Genomic DNA, 17468 nt, shown 5'->3' on the forward strand with positions numbered 1-17468 from the left:
GGATTCCGGATGCTTCTTTTCGAAGCTTTTTCTATGGTTTTTTCTATGGCTATTAAAAACAGCTTTAGCCTTTTATTTATAAAACAAACGCATTCCCTGGTGAGGGCGCGGTACTGCATGAAATCAGTGGCCGCCGTTGAGGACCGGCAGCGAAATCAGTCCTGACGCAATTGCGGTAAACCAAAGCGGCGGTTTGCCAGCACCGGTAACACCTTGCGGGCATGTGCCAGACGATCTTTATCCAGTTCGGCAAACACCAGCGCCGGGGCTTCTGCTGCGCGGGCAATGGCCACACCCAGCGGATCGACCACCATACTGTTGCCGATATTACGCTCGCCACACTCGCCCACTGCCACCATATAAGTGGTGTTTTCCAGTGCACGCGCCGTGACAAGCACTTCCCAATGCATTTCTTTCAGCGGGCCTTTCACCCACGCGGCAGGCAGAACCAGCACGTCTGCGCCATCCAGCACCAGACGCCGCGCCAGTTCCGGGAAACGCACGTCATAACAGGTCATCAGGCCGATGTTAAAACCGGCGACATTGACCAGCGGCGGCACTTCATCGCCAGCCGTAACGTTTTTCGATTCCTGTGAAGAAAAGGCATCATAAAGATGCAGCTTCTGGTATTCAGAGATAATTTCGCCATTACGGATGGAAATCAGCACGTTATAGGCACGACCGTCCGGTGCGGGCGTGTGCACGCTCATCATGGTGGTCATCTGATTGCCCCGGCTGGCGGCGACCAGCTGGCTGACAAACGGGCCATCCAGAGGCTGTGCCGCTTTCAAAACCAGATCCGGATCGGTGATGTCGCGCGCCAGAATGCCTTCCGGCAATACCAGCAAATCCGCACCCGCTTCCAGCGATTTCGCCATCAGCGAAAGGCAGGTTTCGACGTTCGCTTCCCATTCACGGGAAACGGCAAACTGACCTAATGCAACTTTCATCTTTACTCCCCTGTCGCCTGAGAATTCAGGCAAGTGGTTAGATAGTATTAGCAAATTGCGGGAACAACTCCTGCGGCGTCAGGCGTTTAGCCGTCAGCCCCTGCGCATGTAATTCATGAGCAAAATCGTCGATCATTTTCTCATTGGCCGCGTAACCGTTTGCATTCCAGTCCGCAGGTAAATCGATGACCGTACGACGTAAATCGTCCAGCAACCACGGTGTGGTATCGGCATATTTAGCACGCTTATCCATCCAGACCTGATAAGAACGGTCGATAATTTCGCTCAGTGCCTGCGGTAACCACGGGTGTTCCTCGGCCAGTGCAGGTTTGATCGCCAGCAGGTGAATGCCAGGGATATAACCGACGCGGTTAAAATAGGCCAGTTCGGCGGCACGGAAATCCGGCTGGAACTGACGGAAACCGGAGTCAGGTTTGAAGAAACCGTCAGGCATGAAGGGCGTGAAAATCGCGTCCAGCCAGCCTTCCTGCAACAACTCCATCATCGGACGCTCTTCCGGCACCGCTTCAATACGGCCTTCACGACCAAAACCTGCCAGACGATCCACAACCGGATGCGCTTCGGTCAGACGACCGACATACCAGTTCGCATCTTCAATGCCCACGCCTTCCAGCGCCAGCAACGTGCGGGTCCAGGTGTTGCCGGAATCCTGCCAGCCGGTCAGTCCGATACGTTTGCCTGCCAGCTGAGAAAGTTCGGTCAGCGGGCTGTCTTCGCGGGTGATGATGCAACGCTGGCGGAAACCGCGCATCAGGAAATGCGGTATCGCCAGCAAATCGGATTCGCCCCGCGCACGCCCTTGTGCGTAGCGGCTGAAAGAGACTTCGCCCGCATCGTATTTATCGCTGCTGCCCAGATTATCGACCAGCGTACCCACGCGATCGATTTCAAGATTAAAGCCTTCCGGTTTGAGGTCGCCCAACGCCAGCGGCGTAAAATAATCCCAGTCACGAACTGCCAGCCTGATGGTAATCGTCACATCTGTCCCCTTAAGTGTCAGCATGGTTGATATGCAGAAAAACAACTGTGCGTTTACAAACCTTCCGGCAAACACACCAAATTCTTTTACGAAGGAGACCATCTTCATCGTAATGTGATTATTTTATCGCCTCCTCTGGCTAAGTTTGATACTAATGGCATAAATTAATATGTACAATAGATTCTTTGTTACTGAACAAAAGGCGAGAAAATGGCAGAAAACCCCCTCGAAAAAACGCTGGATGCACAATGGTTAGCGACGCAATTACAGGATCGTTCCATGCGGGGCATTGCAATTGAAACCGCGGCGATGATCCGCTCCGGCGTGATTGAAATCGGAACGCACCTGCCCGCCGTCCGCGAACTGGCGCAGGCGCTGGGGGTCAGTCCGGCCACGGTATCCGCCGCCTGGGGGCAACTCCGCAGACAAAAAGTGATCGCCGGTCGCGGGCGTAACGGCGTCTGGGTATGCGGGGACATGCTCTCGCCGAGACCGGCGCGGTTCGAGAAAATCGGCAATTTTGGCGAACATATCATTGCGGATCTGGCGCTGTCTTCGCCGGATCCGGAGTTGCTGCCAAACCTGCTCGAAGCCATGCAACACGGCGTTGGCGCAGACAATCTCAACAGCTATCAGCGTGAGGCCATCGCGCCGTCTTTGCTTGAAGCGGCTAAACAGGACTGGCCTTATGACGCGCCGGCTTTTATGTCTGCGGATGGGGGGTTTGACGGGATGAACCTGACGTTGCAAACCTTGCTGATGCAGGGTTCCGTGGTGGCTATCGAAGATCCGACCGCTACCCGTTTGCTGGATATGCTGGACAATCTGGGCGCGCAGGTCATTGCCGTGAAATGTGATGAGTTCGGCCCGCAGCCGGAATCCCTGGCTCAGGCGCTGCTGAAAAATCCTTCCGCGTTTATTTATCAGCCCCGTACGCACTCACATTGCGGTCACGCCATCAATGCGGAACGTTATGCTGCGCTGGCGGAAATTCTCAGCCAGAGCAATACGCTGATTATTGAAGATGACGGCATCGGGCAATTGTCCTGTCATCCGCCGCTCAGTATGGGCAGTCGCCTGCCTGACCGGACGGTGCATGTTCGCTCCTATTCCAAAGCTTACGGGCCGGATTTGCGGCTGGCCGTCATTTCAGGATCGAAAGATTTAATCAAACAAATCAAATCATTCCGTAACTTTGGTGCCGGCTGGTCGAGCCGAATTTTACAGGAAGCACTGGCCTGGCTGATTAAAGATCCGAAAACGCAGGAAGGTATTTCGCACGCCAAAAGCGTATATGCACAGCGCCGTAAAGCCATGTCCGATGCCTTACGCATACGCGGGATTAACATTCCCGAACGCGACGGGCTGGCGATGTGGATCCCGGTGCCATCGGAGCAGTTCGCACTGGTCACAATGGCTGCGCGGGGCATTGCCGTTCTGCCCGGCGAGCGCAGCCGCATCGGGCCGGGGCAGTTTATCCGTATCAGTACCAGTCAGGTGAAACCGGAACAGGTTGATTTAATTGCCGATGCTTTGGTTCTGGCAATGGGTGCCTGATGATTTACCGTTTTTTTAGCAAATACTTCGGCGACTCTTCGTACTGCGCCCGCGCATAGAACTGGTGGGCGCGCACGCGGCGGGTATGGCTGTGAACTTCCATACGGTCACAGCCGCGCTCCGCCGCCAGACGCTCTGCTTCATCGAGCAATTTCTGGCCGATACCGCCGCCACGACACTGATCACTGACGCATAAATAGCTGATACGGCAGAATTCTCCGGCCAGGGCGATTTGCGGGATATAGTGCAACGAGATAAAGCCCACCGCTTTGCCGTCTGCTTCAGCAACCAGCAGACAACTGTCCGGGTTGGTCGCCATTTTTACCACACGTTCTGCTATGGCTTCCGGCGTGTTGGGATAATCCAAATCGCCCAGCAATTGCGCCAGAATCTGCGCGTCTGAAACAACACCTTCTCTGATTAGCATGGCATTTTCCTGGTTACATACTGTTTCTGTATCGTGGCTACACAAGCCTCAGGACGCGAGGTAAACTTAGCGCCCGGCCCTTTCTGAATTCATCTGCTTTTTTAAGGCATTACTATGTTTAGCACCTTACTTGCAGTCTTTATTGGCGGTGGTATTGGCAGCGTGGTCCGCTGGTATGTCAGCCTCAAAATGAACGGGATGAGTCCGGTTCTGCCCGTGGGTACACTGACGGTGAATCTGGTCGGCGCTTTTATTATTGGTCTGTGTATCGCCCTTTTCACCCGTCTGACTCATATTGATCCGGTGTGGAAACTGCTGATCACCACCGGTTTTTGCGGCGGTTTAACCACCTTCTCCACCTTCTCACTGGAAGTCGTATACATGTTACAGGATGGCCGTTTTGGTGCCGCCCTTCTTAATATGGCGCTCAATCTTGCCGGTTCCCTGGCCATGACGTTACTGGCCTTCATGCTGGTCAGCTGGTTCAGCGCGCACTGATACTATCTTCCGGCGATGCCTTTTTTATGACAAAAGGCATCGCTGCCCTAAATTTGTGACACAGGTTCTTATCCTTCCGCCTCGCCTTAATGTTTCCTTCATCTTCTGTACTGATAATAGCGTCAGTTCACTCTGGTTTATTTTCGAGGTATGGCATGTTTTCTGTTCCAAAAACGTCTTCTGAGCTTCTGGTTGTTGCTCTCTGTATTCTGACTGTTGTCGCTTTTTTACAGGCTTACTTTGCCTGAACAACAATGCCTTGCCCGTAGAGTTATCACTTCTCCCTTTTCCGTAAGCGGCGCATTCCTCAGGTTTGCGTCGTTTGCATTTCAGCGTCGTGCGTAATAGCGCTGAAACTAAACGTCATTTTCATTCCATTCATAATACAAATATTTACCTGTTCCTCCTTATTGCCTATACTTGAGAATGATCGTTCACAGTCACTGTCAGCAAAATTCTCAGGTAAATCATGCTTCACCCACAACAATGCAGTAAAGACGCGCGCATCAGCGCACGGCGCGACCAGATTATTGCCGCAGCACGCCTGTGTTTTCGCAAGCACGGCTTTCACGGTGCCGGCATGGCTGAAATCGCTAAAACTTCACTGCTCAGCGTGGGACAAATTTACCGCTATTTCGCGAATAAAGACGCCATCATCGAAGAGATTGTGCGCCGCATCGTGATGAAAAAAATCAGACTGATGACCGGCAATGCTCATAATCTGCAGCAGGTGGCACACAATCTGGCATACCGCCGGATTGGCAATCTCAGCGCGCCTTATAAAGAAGAACTGTGCGCGGTTCAAAAAGAACAGGCAGAAATTGACCACGCATTAATGCTGGAAGTAGCCGCAGAAGCCACCCGCAATCCTGTTGTGGAAAAGATCTGGCGCGACTCTGAAAAACAATTGTTCAACGAAGCAAAGTCTCTGCTCAGTGCCACCTTCCCGCAATTTTCAGAAGCTGAAATGACGGCCAAAGTGGAAACTTTAGCAGTGATTTGTGAAGGGACCGCATTTCGTCGACTGACGACAATTCACGCCGACGCGGAGCTTCTGGAAGCCATCTACCATCGCTACTTCCAGAGCCTCTTCGAAACGGATTTAATCACCAGCAAACCGGAATAAACCTTTACCATGAGCGCTCATCTGCAAGAAAAACGCCTCGGTTATGCCCTGGTGCTAGGCTCCCTCGCCGCACTGGGTCCCTTATGCACCGATTTATATCTTCCCGCGCTGCCAGAAATGGCAGGCGATCTGAATACCACAACCGCCAGCGCCCAACTTAGTCTGACCGCCGGTTTACTCGGCCTAGGTTTCGGCCAGTTACTCTTTGGCCCGCTGAGCGACCGCTATGGCCGTATGCGACCTTTATTATGGTCACTGGCTTTATTGCTGGCCGCGTCAGTCTGGTGCGCCGTAGCGCAGGATATCAGTCAGCTGATCGTCGCCCGTCTTTTACAAGGGATCGCCGGTGCCGGAGGTGCCGTGTTGTCACGCGCAGTCGCGAGGGATTTATATAACGGACATGAGCTGACACGTTTTTTTGCGTTGCTGATGCTGGTCAACGGGCTGGCACCGATTATCGCGCCGGTACTTGGCGGCGCCTTACTGAACTGGGTGAACTGGCGGGGAATATTCGGCGTACTGGCGTTCATTGCCATCTTACTGTTCAGCTTCTCATCGCTGAAACTGCATGAAACCTTAGCCCCCGAACGCCGTTCGCCGGGCGGCATTTTCAGCATGTTAGGCTCGGTATTCAGCCTGCTGAAACACCGCCCGTTTATGGGTTTATGCCTGACACAGGGCTTTATCATGGCGGGAATGTTTGCGTATATCGGCGCATCGCCGTTTGTGCTGCAACAGATTTACCATCTCAGCCCGCAGATGTTCAGCCTGTGCTTTGCGATAAACGGCATCGGACTGGTGATTTCCGCGCAGGTATCTACCCGCCTGAGTCGTCGTTTTGGTGAACTGGCACTGGTGAAAGCCGGTTTAGGTATCGCCGCTGTGGCCTCCGTTGCACTGGTCATCGCCGCAAGCTTTAACGCGCCGCTGGTGATGCTGCTGATCCCGCTGTTCTTCTCGGTGATGGTGATAGGAATTATCGGCCCGAATGCCGGATCACTGGCAATGCAAAGTCAGGGGAAAAACGCAGGCAGCGCTTCTGCTCTGCTCGGGGTTTGTATGTTTGCGCTTGGCGCACTGGCGGTGCCGGTGACCGGCTTTGGCAGCCAGCCCGCCCTGTCGATGGGGCTGACCATTCTTGGCTGCTACGCGATTGCTATCCTGATGTTCATGATGCTGGTCCGCAGACCGGCGTAAACATTTCACGAATGACAGGCAAAAAAAAACCCGCTTCGGCGGGTTTTTTAGAATTCGGCTAAAGTCAGATAGCGATAACGTTAGCAGCCGACGGGCCTTTGGCACCATTGGTGATTTCGAACTCTACGCGCTGGCCTTCAGCAAGGGTCTTGAAACCGTTGCTGGAAATAGCAGAGAAATGAACGAAAACATCTTTGCTGCCATCTTCAGGGGTAATGAAACCAAAACCTTTAGATTCATTGAACCACTTAACGCTACCTTTAATCTTAGACATCAAACTTACCTTTACGTGAATGTTGGACACAAAATGTGTGTCAAATACAGTACAGCAACAGATTTCACTTTTGTCCAGAATTCTGATGGTAATAAGCGATAAAGCTCTCACTCCTGACTTTCTGTTGCTTTGTTCTGCTGTCAAAAAGGCCTTTAATCGCCTTATGACATCAACCGGTTAGAAGAATGAGTCGTCATCATTGTTGAAATCGTCAGTGTCGAAATCATCATTTCCAAAACCCAAATCCGAATTGTCATTGCGCAGCGAGGCGTCTTCCCAGGAAGGCTGACCGCTATCAAAACTCTGATTATTGTCGAGGAAACTGCTGTCAGCCGGATTGAGATCCTGCACTGGCGGCTCTTCGATAATATTGACGATTTCCTGCGGCTGGCTGTGATGGAACATGCCGGTCAGCATATCCGCCAGCACCACACCGCCCGCGACACCGGCGGCTGTGCGCAGTGCGCTGCCTAAAAAGCCCGGCTGCTGAGGCGCGGCCTGAGCCGGAGCCTGCTGCTGAGGTTGTGCCGCATATTGCTGTTGCTGAGGCTGACTGCCCCACCCTTGCGTACCGGGAATAGGCTGGCTGCCCTGCGACGCCTGACGCTGTGGCGCAGCCTGGGAGGAGCCGCCGCCAAACAAACCGGCCAGAAAACCGCTGCTTTGCGGTTTGGCGGTTTGCGCCTGCTGTTGCAGCTGTTCATTCTGCTGTTGCAGTTCCTGCACCTGCGCATTGAGCTTGGTCAGCGCCGCTTCCTGAATAATCATCGCCTGCGCCATGTAGTACGGGGCAGACGGTTGCTGACGAATATGGGCCTGAATCACACGCTCAGCTTCCGCATCACGCGGTGCTGTATTGGACTCAGCCTGTTGTAAGCGACCAAAAAGTCCGTCAATTAAACGCTGTTCTTCAGATTGCATAAATTCACCTTGTTGATGTGTCGTACGACGCCTTATACGGTATTCACCGGCGTGATAACGCTACAGTAATACAGTTACATTTTTGTATGAATTAACGGAGTGTCAACAAATGTGACGAAGGTAAAGTTGGTGCAGAAAACATGCGGAGGGATTGAAAACCCGCCTGCGGGACCACAGGCGGAATCATCAGACCTGAGAAGGACAGATGTCAGTCGTTACTTTTTCGGCGTCCAGCCCAGAATGAAATCCTGATCCGGCAGGTTAGTGAAGTTACGCACGATGTCGTGATAAGTCTTCGCCGGATCCAGATCTTTGAACTGTTGCGGATAGATAAATTTCGCCAGATATTCCATGCCGACAATGTTGTAAGGATGGTTGTAGAACTGGTGATAAACGCCATACACATGGTTGGCGCTAACCGCCGGGATCTGCGCAACGCCGGTACGGGAGAGCAACACTTTGGCTTGTTTATCCACATCAGCTTCATTCGCGCCATAACCGAACGGCAGAATGTGCGTCACGGAACCGGAAGCCGGACGCGCAGAACCGGTCATGATGTAAACGTCCGGTTTCATGCTGATGACTTGTTCCAGAGAAACCGTGCCTGATGCGCCCGGCAGCAGTTTAGAACCAATATTATTGGCATCAACGGCCTGGATCAGTTTGCCCCAGCCTGCATTCCCATGGGTAAAGCAGCAGGAATCGTCACGCCCGGCAATCGGCTCGATGAACACATTAGGCCTGGTTTTAATCGCAGCGACGGCCTTCTGAATAGCCTGGAAGTGCTCATTATAAAACGCGGTATAGGCGCGGGCATTGTCTTCCTGATTCATCACTTTACCCAGCAGCTCAATGCTCGGCGCGGTATTTTTGGCCGGATCCAGTTCGTAATCCACGAACAGCACCGGAATATGCAGCGCAGCCAGTTTTTCCAGCACACCAGCCTGCGCCAGCGAGTCTTTGGCACGCGTCTGGGCAATCATCAGATCCGGTTTTTTGGCGATCACCGTTTCCAGATCCACCTGCCCCTTATCGCTGAATCCCATATCGAGGATTTTCGCTGAGTCAGGCCATTTGCTTTTCAGCATGTCCCAGGTGCCGCTGTCCGTTTTCTTCAGCAGGTTATTCCACGCCACCACATGCTGGAACGGATTGGCTTTGTCCAGAACGGCCAGCGCCAGCAGATCACGCCCGTCCTGCAAAATCACACGCTGCGGCGCTTTATCAATGGTGACCTTTTGCCCGGCCATATCGGTCACGGTCAGCGGATAGGTGGTAGCAAAAACGGAGAATGAGGCAGCCATCAGACCTGTAACAGACAGCACGCGAGCGGTGTTCTTTAACATGCGATTACCCGAAGATGAGAATGAATAAGAAATGATTTTGATAATTGTTATCAAGTAAGGCTGAAATAATAAACAAGGAAGGATTGGCGGGGCAATGTTTTTAGGGAGAATATTGGCGGTTAAAACATGTCGAAATATTAACGGGATACCGTAATGGCATCCCGTTTGGCTTAAGTCACCGAATCACTGCATCGGCTTTCTTTCTATGCTTTACGTCCAATGAAGTGCAACAGAAACTCACTCACCATCACGCGCTTAAACGCAGACTGCGCCTTGTCTGCCGCTGCGCTATGCCCCCCGTCGGTATTCTCATAAAAATACACATCCGGGATGCCCATTGCCTGCATTTTGGCGGTCATTTTACGTGCATGGTCAGGTCCGACGCGATCATCGCTGGTGGCAGTGGTTATCAGCACCGGCGGATATTTTTTCGTTGCATCAAGATTATGATACGGCGAAAACTCGCGGATAAACGCCCACTCTTCCGGCTTCTGCGGGTCGCCATATTCGGCAATCCACGAAGCGCCTGCCGAAATTTGCGTATAACGGTACATATCCAGCAGCGCAACTTCACAAACAATCGCCCCGAATAACTCCGGATAACGCGTCAGCATATTGCCGACCAGCAAACCACCGTTGCTGCCACCCTGCGCCGCAAGATGCGCCGGAGAGGTGATGTTGCTGGCGATGAGCGCTTTGGCGACCGAGGCGAAATCCTCATACGCCCGCAGACGTTTTTCTTTCAGTGCCGCTTTATGCCATTCCGGCCCGTATTCACCGCCGCCACGGATATTGGCGACCACAAAGACGCCGCCGCGATCCAGCCACGACACGCCGCTGACGCCGAGATAATACGGATCCAGCGAGACTTCAAAGCCGCCGTAACCATAAAGGAGCGTCGGATTTTGCCCGTCGTACACCACGTCTTTGCGACAGATAACAAAATACGGCACGCGTGTGCCGTCATCAGATTGCGCGAAATGCTGGCTGACCTGATAACGCGATGCATCAAAATGCGAAGGATCCTGTTTCAGTAGTTCAGCCTCCACCTCCACACCGTTATCCAGATTACCGAGTGATAAACTCGCCGGTTGCAGGAACCCGCTGACCGTCACGAAATATTCGTTGGTGTCGTCATCCACGCCCCAGGCATGAATTTTACTCAGCTCCGGCACCTTGCCGAACGGTTCACGCCGCCATTCACCGTTTTCCGGCGTCAGCACTTCGAGGCGGTTGACCACATCGTGCGTGATACTGAGGATGATGTGATCGCTGGTGAAGGAATAACCGTTTAGCTGGTCGCGGGTTGCCGTCACACCGCTGAGGGAGGAATGCGCCCCCGGCATAAACAGCGGTTTCAGCGCGCGTTCCCCGGCCAGAAACGCCTCAAAGTTTACGGTCAGCAGCGAGCCGGAAGGCCAGGTTTCGCCGTTAATCTGCCATTCGCTGGAAGGCTGGATCAGCAGCCAGTCGCGCCAGGTACTGAATTTGGCATCCGTTGGCAGGTCAATCCGGGTCAGCTCTTTTTGCCCATTGAGCACAAAGGCCTCGCGGTGATAAAAGTCGATAACGCGCACCACAAAATCGCGTTCGAAACCTTTAAAACTGTCGTGATAACCGGCCGCCAGCATGTCTTTCTTATCGGCGCTGAATACCGTTTTGGCTTCTGAGAGCGGTGTGCCGCGCTGCCAGATTTTTACAATGCGCGGATAACCGGAATCGGTCAGCGAGCCTTCGCCAAAGTCGGTGGCGACAAACAGATGGTCGTGATCAATCCAGCCGGTACGGCTTTTGGCGACGGGCAGGAAAAATCCGTCAGAGACAAATTCCAGCGTCCGCAAATCAAACTCACGTACTTCAGAAGCATCGCCGCCATCCGGTGACAGAAAAATCAGCGCACGGTTAAAATCGGGCTTCAGCGCGAACACGCCGTGATACACCCAGTCTTTGCCTTCGGCTTTGCCCAGCGCATCGATGTCCAGCACGGTTTCCCACTTCGGCTGCGGTTTACGAAACTCGTCGAGCGTGGTTCTGCGCAGTAATCCTTTGGGATTCTGTGCATCCTGCCAGAAGTTGTACCAGTCATTGCCGCACTTTGAGACGACCGGGATCTGCTCCGGAGAGTTCAGCCCTAGCAGCACTTTCTCGCGCAGAGGCGTAAATTCACTGCCTTGTGTGAAAGCCGCCAGTGTGATGGCATTTTGTTCGTGCGCCCATTCGAGCGCTTTTTCGTTACGCAATCCTTCCAGCCAGATGAAATCATCCTCCGGCACAGATAATGAATCAGTTGTCATGATGTTCAGCCCTGAAAATCAGAAAGGATTCAGAAATACCTGTTTTATCGTTGTCATTTCAAGTCTTTTTGCTTTCGTTTTCATTTCCAGAGTTCGTCGCTAATAAATGCATTTTGTCCTAATTAATCCATTATGCGATCTGTGAAAGTTCTTCCTGCCTCTTTTGTGAGTCAGTTCAAGCATTGAACCTATCGGAACGCCTATAAAGAAATCATTACTTTGTGATGACAAAACATGACGGACTTATGAGTTAAAAAAGAGGCAGAAAGACTCACGAGAAATCAGACAGAAACACGAAAGGAGTGAGAATATGGAATGGAAAATCATAGATATCCTGAGCATCCCTCAGACGGGGCTGAAGTATATCTGCATTCAGGCGTTCAGAAATCTGAAGCTGATCCTGTCCGTGGATAACGATTTTACCCTGAAAGCCGGTGATACCTTAGAGATCACGCCGGAAGGTTATTCCCTGAATCATCATCAGGCGCAAAGTCTGAAGATCCACAAGATGATGCCTTATTGTCAGCAACGCTGGCAGTCGCTTTCCATCCAGTAATTATTGAGAAATTAATGGAAAGAACAGAAAGACCGGTTTCTACACCGGTTTTTTTATTTGCTGTCTTCTTACATCGGAAAGACCATCGTGCCCGCCAAATTCCTGCTGCGGAACCTCCTGCCAGCGGTCTTTGCGCGTCGCCTCATATTCCTGATTGAGCGGATAATAAATCCGGTTTTCCGGTTTATTGGCTTCACCCACGACCAGCAACCGCACTTCCTCATCCGTGTTATTGATGAAGGTATGGCAAATCCCCGTACCGTGCGGAAACGCCACTGCGTCACCTGCGTTCAGCCGGTGCAATGTGCCGTTAATCCAGGCATCAGGATGCCCTTCCAGCACATACACGAATTCGTCTTCTGCACTTTCCGCGTGGGCATAACAGGTGCGGCGGCCAGGCAACAGGCGTTCATGATGAATGCCAATACGCGTCAGTCCGAGCGTTTTGCCGAGCGGCGCGCCAATCGACATCAGCTCGTCATCGCCAGGATAATTGCCGTCGTCAGCGCCTTCGAGCTCAGTCCAGTGACGGATAAAATCAGGTCTTTCCTTGCTCATAAATCCTCCGAGTCAGTTTTAAACTCAGTAAAGTGAAGGAGACTTCTGCTGTATTGAATAAGAACTTTGGGTCTGAACCGTTTCTTTTGGCAAGCAGGCGAAGCGGATATGCATCGTTTCGCCGTCGTCACTTTCGCCCAGCGTCTGGAATTTGCCGCTGCAGAATTCGAAGATCTTCTTGTAAGTATCCGCGCGACGCTGGCGTTCAAGTATCGAAAACACTGACGTGGTATAGCTCGCCTCGCCCTGAGCAAAAGATGCATCGTAATTCGCAGGCCGGTAAGTTTCAGCGCCAACGGGTTTATCTATTGATGAGCATCCTGCCAGAACACCCGTCACTGCAACTGCTGCCACCATCATTATTTTAATATTTTTCATTTTTCATCCGGGAAAATATTTGTTCATTCGTGTATGTCGTTATGTCGCGAATAGTGTATTCAGTATAGTCAGGCGACGGCTTCTGCCCTGCCCGCGCTGCCAATACTGTTTTTACCATTACGTTTTACATTCATCAGCGCACGTTCCGCTGTCGCCAGCCACTGATGATAATCCTCATGATGTTTCGATGTCGCCACACCAATACTCAATGAACACTGAAACCCTTCATCCTGCGATAAATGAATTTCAGACGTTTTCAGTAATAACCGGTAACCGACGGCATAAGCTTCTTCCTCCGAAACGCCCGGCAGAATAACCACAAATTCATCGCCACCCAGAATAGCTGGAAAATCATTCAGCCCCGTTTCCTGACGCAAAATAACGGAAACCGATCGCAACACATAATCGCCCGCTTCGCGCCCGAACAGATCATTCACCATTTTCAGATCGTCCACGCCCAGCACCATCAGACAGGCCAGGTCATGTTTAGAACGTTCAAATTCCAGCATCAGTCGCCGGTCAAGTAACCTTCTGTTGGGCAAACCGAGAAATGGATCCATCAGCGCCGATTTCTCCAGCTCATGCTGTTTATCACGCAGCTTTCTTGAGATGGAATAATTGGCTGCGCTGAACGCAATAATGTAAATCGTCGAAAGAGGCAATGTCAGCCATAACGTCCGGTCAGTGACGGTGGTATAGAAGGTCATCCCGGTGAACGGCCAGCAAACAATAAATCCGATGCAGTAAAACAGCGCAGCGCGGCGCAGTAACTGCCAGCCTCCGGCAGAGAACCGGTCAGCAATGAGAATTGAGGTGATCACCGCCGAGGGCAGCAAACAAACCCCCATCTGCGCCACCCACGCGCCACCGGCAATCGCATCAAACGCCAGATTTCGAAATTCAGCCTGATTGGGGTGTTTAGACCGCTGGGAAATCATCATCGCGACATGTGGCCAGACAAAGGCATTCAGCGTCAGCAAAGAGACCGCAATCCAGGAAGCCCCCCGTTCCAGAAGAACGGAAAGGATCGGGAAAAAGCACAGAAATGTGCCCAGCATGCGCATAAAGTACATTCGGCGTAAGAAGCGATCTGAACGCTCGCGAACAAGGCTTTCACCAGGAGAATAATATGGCATACCTGAAGCGACTCTTAAGTTGATATCTATTTATAGTAGTCGAGTTGCTTATGAGAGAGCTACAGAAAGCATGGGTTTCAATAGCCCGAACAGCGGGGTTTTTAGGCGTAAATCGGAGGGATTGATCGTTAATGCGCGAATTTAGGTTAAACAACGAAATCCTGACCAGCAATACCGGACAGGATTTGAGTGAACGCAGCCAAAAAACTGCGTCCTGAGGCAGGGTGGAAAATTATTTTGAGTACTGAGCGTCAGTCACTTTTTCCATCCACTCAACCGGGCTGCCGTTCAGAGATTCGGCAATCGCGATGTGGGTCATGGCATTTTCAGGAGTAGCACCGTGCCAGTGTTTTACGCCTTCCGGGATCCACACGATATCGCCGACATTCATCTCACGGATCTCACCGCCTTCTTCCTGCAACCAGCCGCGCCCCTGCGTGATAATCAGCGTCTGACCCAGCGGATGCGTATGCCATGCGGTACGCGCACCCGGCTCGAAAGTCACTGTTGCACCGCCGACGCGGGCGGATTCCGTGCCGCTGAAAGGCGAATCGATACGCACCTTACCGGTGAAATAATTCTCCGGCCCTTTTTGTGAAGGCACAGAACCGCTTTTGGTGATTTTCATTTTATCAGTCATTTCATTCTCCGCTTCGGCACAGACTGTCGCTGGCCGTTTGATTGTCAGGTAACAATATCGCCCTTAGCGGACAGCCACCAGAGGGCTAATCAGAATGGCGTTATGAATTTTATTCATGAATGACTTACGTTAAACCTCACAGGGAGGACTTTGCTTCTTTTAGCAAAAAATAAACGCGGAGATAATCAGAGCAAGCGCTTAATAACGTGAAGGAATACGGTTAATCGTTTTTAAAATGCCTTTTTCCATAGCGATGTAACCCCCGGTTTTCAGTTGCGCGAGAATTTTCATGATGGTACTTCGCGAAAGGAAGGTACGGTTCATCACATAGGACACAACGGTGATATTATTCCTGACCTCCTCCGGTTCATACATCAGCTCATACAGCTGATAACAAATAATTTCATACGAGGACAGCGCAGAAATCTTGGCGCAGTGATCATAAACCCGTGTGGCGGTATAAATTAATAACTGCGCCAGACTGCGCCATAAATTGTTTGCCGAAACAATCTGATTCGCCAGATCGACAGGCAGTGAACTGACCTGCGAATGTTCATGGATGCGGATAAAAAGATAATCCGGATCAGTATATTGGGTACTTATTCCAAATACATAGGGCGCGGATTCAGAATTTAATACCATGCCATCGATTTTACGGTGCAGCATCACGTTGCCGCTGTGTAATAAGAAGCAATTCTTTTGTTTATCAGCGGAATAACTCAGTGAGTCCCTGATATTCGTTTCGAGAATGTGTGAGTCCGGAGAAAGATGTTCGATTAACGTTTCAATTTCTTTCAGAGGCTTTTTGTCTCTGATACTGCAATTATCTGTAAAAAAAGGCTTTATATCTCGTTGCACGTGATTCCCTCCACGAATCTCCAGTACTACCGGGACTTTTCTTGCGCAGGGATTATGCGAAAACCCGTTAAATTATAAAGTTATTTATGGGTGTAAAATTACACCCATAAATATCTTGTATAGATCCTCACACTTCAATCAAAATCGCCGCCAGCAACCGCAGTCATAAGTATTTCCGCATCGGTTTATACCTTAGCGTTTTAGTAAGTTATTTAACTTTCAGCGGAGATTGCTTAGGGCTGCCGGCACTGCAAAAAAACATAACACATCATGGACACTTTGAATTTCAAAGTGATGGGATTTATTTACCCTAAATCCAGAACTTTATTTTCTTAGTCAGATTCATTCATTTAAAGGAATTATTATGAAAAAGAATTTAATCAGTCTCGCTGTTATTACTACCGCTATTTTTTGGGGTACTTCAGCGATGGCGGCAGGCGGTCAGGTGAACTTTACGGGTGAAATTATCGATGCCGGTTGCGACATCGTGAATACCCCAAGCTCTCCGCTGAATGTCGTCATGGGTCAGGTGGCAAAAAGTGAATTTACCGGGGCCGGTTCTACCGCTGCACCGACCAAATTCACCCTGGTGCTGACCAACTGCCCGGCAACTGTCTCTACGGCAAAGATTAAATTTGACGGTTCCAGTGTGAATGGCGATACCAGCCTGCTCGCACTGACTCAGCAAGCAGGCGTAGCGCAAAACGTGGCGATTCAACTGACCGATGACACCAATACTCTGGTGCCACTGTTCACTGAAACCAAAGCGTATCCGCTGACCAGCACCCAGGACAACAATCTGGATTTCATAGCACGTTACATCGCTACGTCCGACACTGTTAATCCGGGCCCTGCTAACTCCGTCGCGAATTTCTCTGTGATTTACAACTGATCCTTCGTCGCCCTTCACCGGGCGACTGAGTTTTACTTCTGGCCGGCAGACACTGCCGGCCAGTATTTCTACGTTATCGGAAATGCATTATGAAAATATTCCCATGCACATTACTGGCCGTGACGCTGGTATGCGCCACATCCGCACAGGCCGGGGTTGTCGTCGGCGGCACGCGTCTGATCTATGACGGTGGCAAGAAGGAGTCTTCACTGAGCGTCAGTAATCCGGACAAAAAACCTTACCTGATCCAGACCTGGGTAGAGGCCGCCGGAACGGGCGCTGAGAAAGCTCCTTTTATGGTCACACCGCCGCTGTTCCGCCTCAACAGCGGACAACAGAACGTGCTTCGCGTTGTTCAGGCCGGTGGCAATCTGCCGTCTGACAAAGAATCCCTGTACTGGATGAATATCAAATCCATTCCTGCGGCGGAAAGTAATGATCATCAAAACACATTACAGATTGCGGTGAAAACCCGCATCAAGCTGATTTACCGGCCAAAAGGCGTGACGGGGGTACCGGAATCCGTGACCGAAAAGCTTCACTGGCAGCGCAACGGGAATACCTTGCAGGTGAGCAATCCGACGCCGTTTTACATGAACTTTATGCAGGTGAAAGTGGGCGGAAAAGACGTGAAGGATGTGACGTTCGTCGCCCCCGGTGGCGCTGCCAGTTTCGCCCTGCCCGCTGGCGCGAATGCAGGTAGCGTCAGCTGGAAAATCATCAGTGATTACGGCGGTATCGGGGATGAGCATACCGCTGCCCTGTAATTCACTTTTGCAAAACCCGTCAGCACAAAACACCTGCGCCCAAACATAAATATGAAGCCAGAAGGCGGCGTTCTCCGCCCTTCCGGCAGGGGA

General features: G+C 51.5%; 19 protein-coding genes. 7 read left to right on the forward strand and 12 right to left on the reverse strand.

The features are described from left to right. Positions 1-155: 155 nt before the first annotated feature. Together ACM615_RS09255 and ACM615_RS09260 are read right to left on the reverse strand one after the other, a co-directional pair. Positions 156-950 carry a deaminated glutathione amidase gene (locus tag ACM615_RS09255; protein ID WP_113876065.1) on the reverse strand — a complete coding sequence of 265 codons (795 nt, stop codon included), beginning with the start codon at positions 948-950 and terminating at the stop codon, positions 156-158. A gap of 37 nt (positions 951-987) precedes the next feature. Further along, positions 988-1950, reverse strand: a complete 963-nt coding sequence (locus ACM615_RS09260) for a nitrate ABC transporter substrate-binding protein (protein ID WP_129638365.1) — start codon at positions 1948-1950, stop codon at positions 988-990. 210 nt (positions 1951-2160) lie between these two features. On the opposite strand from ACM615_RS09260, the gene ACM615_RS09265 reads away from it, so the two are divergent. Then, a complete protein-coding gene (locus tag ACM615_RS09265) occupies positions 2161-3507 on the forward strand; it encodes an aminotransferase class I/II-fold pyridoxal phosphate-dependent enzyme (protein ID WP_431011794.1) in 1347 nt (448 codons plus the stop codon). Between the two features lie 4 nt (positions 3508-3511). On the opposite strand, the gene ACM615_RS09270 is transcribed toward ACM615_RS09265, so the two are convergent. Then, the gene (locus ACM615_RS09270; protein WP_112287620.1) at positions 3512-3934 is read right to left on the reverse strand and encodes a GNAT family N-acetyltransferase; all 423 of its coding nucleotides are present in this window, start codon (positions 3932-3934) and stop codon (positions 3512-3514) included. 114 nt (positions 3935-4048) lie between these two features. Here ACM615_RS09270 and crcB point away from each other — a divergent pair, with 114 nt between their 5' ends. The 3 genes from crcB to ACM615_RS09285 all read left to right on the forward strand — a co-directional run bounded on the left by crcB (position 4049) and on the right by ACM615_RS09285 (position 6755). After that, a complete protein-coding gene (gene crcB / locus ACM615_RS09275) occupies positions 4049-4432 on the forward strand; it encodes a fluoride efflux transporter CrcB (RefSeq protein WP_112287619.1) in 384 nt (127 codons plus the stop codon). A gap of 469 nt (positions 4433-4901) precedes the next feature. Beyond that, a complete protein-coding gene (locus ACM615_RS09280) occupies positions 4902-5558 on the forward strand; it encodes a TetR family transcriptional regulator (RefSeq protein WP_129638362.1) in 657 nt (218 codons plus the stop codon). A 9-nt stretch (positions 5559-5567) separates the two neighbouring features. Continuing rightward, complete coding sequence (locus ACM615_RS09285) at positions 5568-6755, forward strand: multidrug effflux MFS transporter (RefSeq protein WP_431011795.1); 1188 nt, start codon at positions 5568-5570, stop codon at positions 6753-6755. 64 nt (positions 6756-6819) lie between these two features. Here ACM615_RS09285 and cspE read toward each other — a convergent pair whose 3' ends face one another. The 4 genes from cspE to ACM615_RS09305 form a co-directional block, all read right to left on the reverse strand. After that, complete coding sequence (cspE, locus tag ACM615_RS09290) at positions 6820-7029, reverse strand: transcription antiterminator/RNA stability regulator CspE (RefSeq protein ID WP_009636912.1); 210 nt, start codon at positions 7027-7029, stop codon at positions 6820-6822. 177 nt (positions 7030-7206) lie between these two features. Beyond that, the gene (locus ACM615_RS09295) at positions 7207-7950 is read right to left on the reverse strand and encodes a DUF2076 domain-containing protein (protein ID WP_112287616.1); all 744 of its coding nucleotides are present in this window, start codon (positions 7948-7950) and stop codon (positions 7207-7209) included. Between the two features lie 215 nt (positions 7951-8165). Next, entirely contained in the window at positions 8166-9296 is a 1131-nt protein-coding gene (locus ACM615_RS09300; protein ID WP_430318942.1) for an ABC transporter substrate-binding protein, read from the reverse strand. Positions 9297-9499: 203 nt separating this feature from the next. Beyond that, entirely contained in the window at positions 9500-11590 is a 2091-nt protein-coding gene (locus tag ACM615_RS09305) for a prolyl oligopeptidase family serine peptidase (protein ID WP_431011796.1), read from the reverse strand. 310 nt (positions 11591-11900) lie between these two features. Here ACM615_RS09305 and ACM615_RS09310 point away from each other — a divergent pair, with 310 nt between their 5' ends. Further along, complete coding sequence (locus ACM615_RS09310; RefSeq protein ID WP_112287613.1) at positions 11901-12146, forward strand: hypothetical protein; 246 nt, start codon at positions 11901-11903, stop codon at positions 12144-12146. 39 nt (positions 12147-12185) lie between these two features. On the opposite strand, the gene ACM615_RS09315 is transcribed toward ACM615_RS09310, so the two are convergent. From ACM615_RS09315 to ACM615_RS09335, 5 genes are all read right to left on the reverse strand, one after another. Then, on the reverse strand, positions 12186-12704 hold the full coding sequence (locus ACM615_RS09315; RefSeq protein ID WP_129638359.1) for a cupin domain-containing protein: 519 nt from the start codon (positions 12702-12704) through the stop codon (positions 12186-12188). Between the two features lie 24 nt (positions 12705-12728). Continuing rightward, a complete protein-coding gene (locus tag ACM615_RS09320) occupies positions 12729-13082 on the reverse strand; it encodes a hypothetical protein (protein WP_112287611.1) in 354 nt (117 codons plus the stop codon). Between the two features lie 68 nt (positions 13083-13150). Further along, entirely contained in the window at positions 13151-14218 is a 1068-nt protein-coding gene (locus tag ACM615_RS09325) for a diguanylate cyclase domain-containing protein (RefSeq protein WP_431011797.1), read from the reverse strand. Positions 14219-14450: 232 nt separating this feature from the next. Then, on the reverse strand, positions 14451-14846 hold the full coding sequence (locus tag ACM615_RS09330) for a (R)-mandelonitrile lyase (protein WP_113876250.1): 396 nt from the start codon (positions 14844-14846) through the stop codon (positions 14451-14453). Between the two features lie 210 nt (positions 14847-15056). Then, positions 15057-15524: a winged helix-turn-helix transcriptional regulator gene (locus ACM615_RS09335; RefSeq protein WP_243701048.1), complete on the reverse strand. Its 468-nt coding sequence runs from the start codon at positions 15522-15524 to the stop codon at positions 15057-15059. A 556-nt stretch (positions 15525-16080) separates the two neighbouring features. Here ACM615_RS09335 and ACM615_RS09340 point away from each other — a divergent pair. Together ACM615_RS09340 and ACM615_RS09345 are read left to right on the forward strand one after the other, a co-directional pair. After that, positions 16081-16608, forward strand: coding sequence for a fimbrial protein (locus ACM615_RS09340; RefSeq protein WP_113876075.1), 528 nt, complete (start codon positions 16081-16083; stop codon positions 16606-16608). Between the two features lie 89 nt (positions 16609-16697). Next, entirely contained in the window at positions 16698-17375 is a 678-nt protein-coding gene (locus ACM615_RS09345) for a fimbrial biogenesis chaperone (RefSeq protein WP_113876076.1), read from the forward strand. Positions 17376-17468 lie beyond the last annotated feature (93 nt).

It is taken from the genome of Rahnella sp. PAMC25617 (assembly GCF_050606005.1).
In the GTDB taxonomy this organism is placed as follows: Bacteria; Pseudomonadota; Gammaproteobacteria; order Enterobacterales; family Enterobacteriaceae; genus Rahnella; species Rahnella variigena.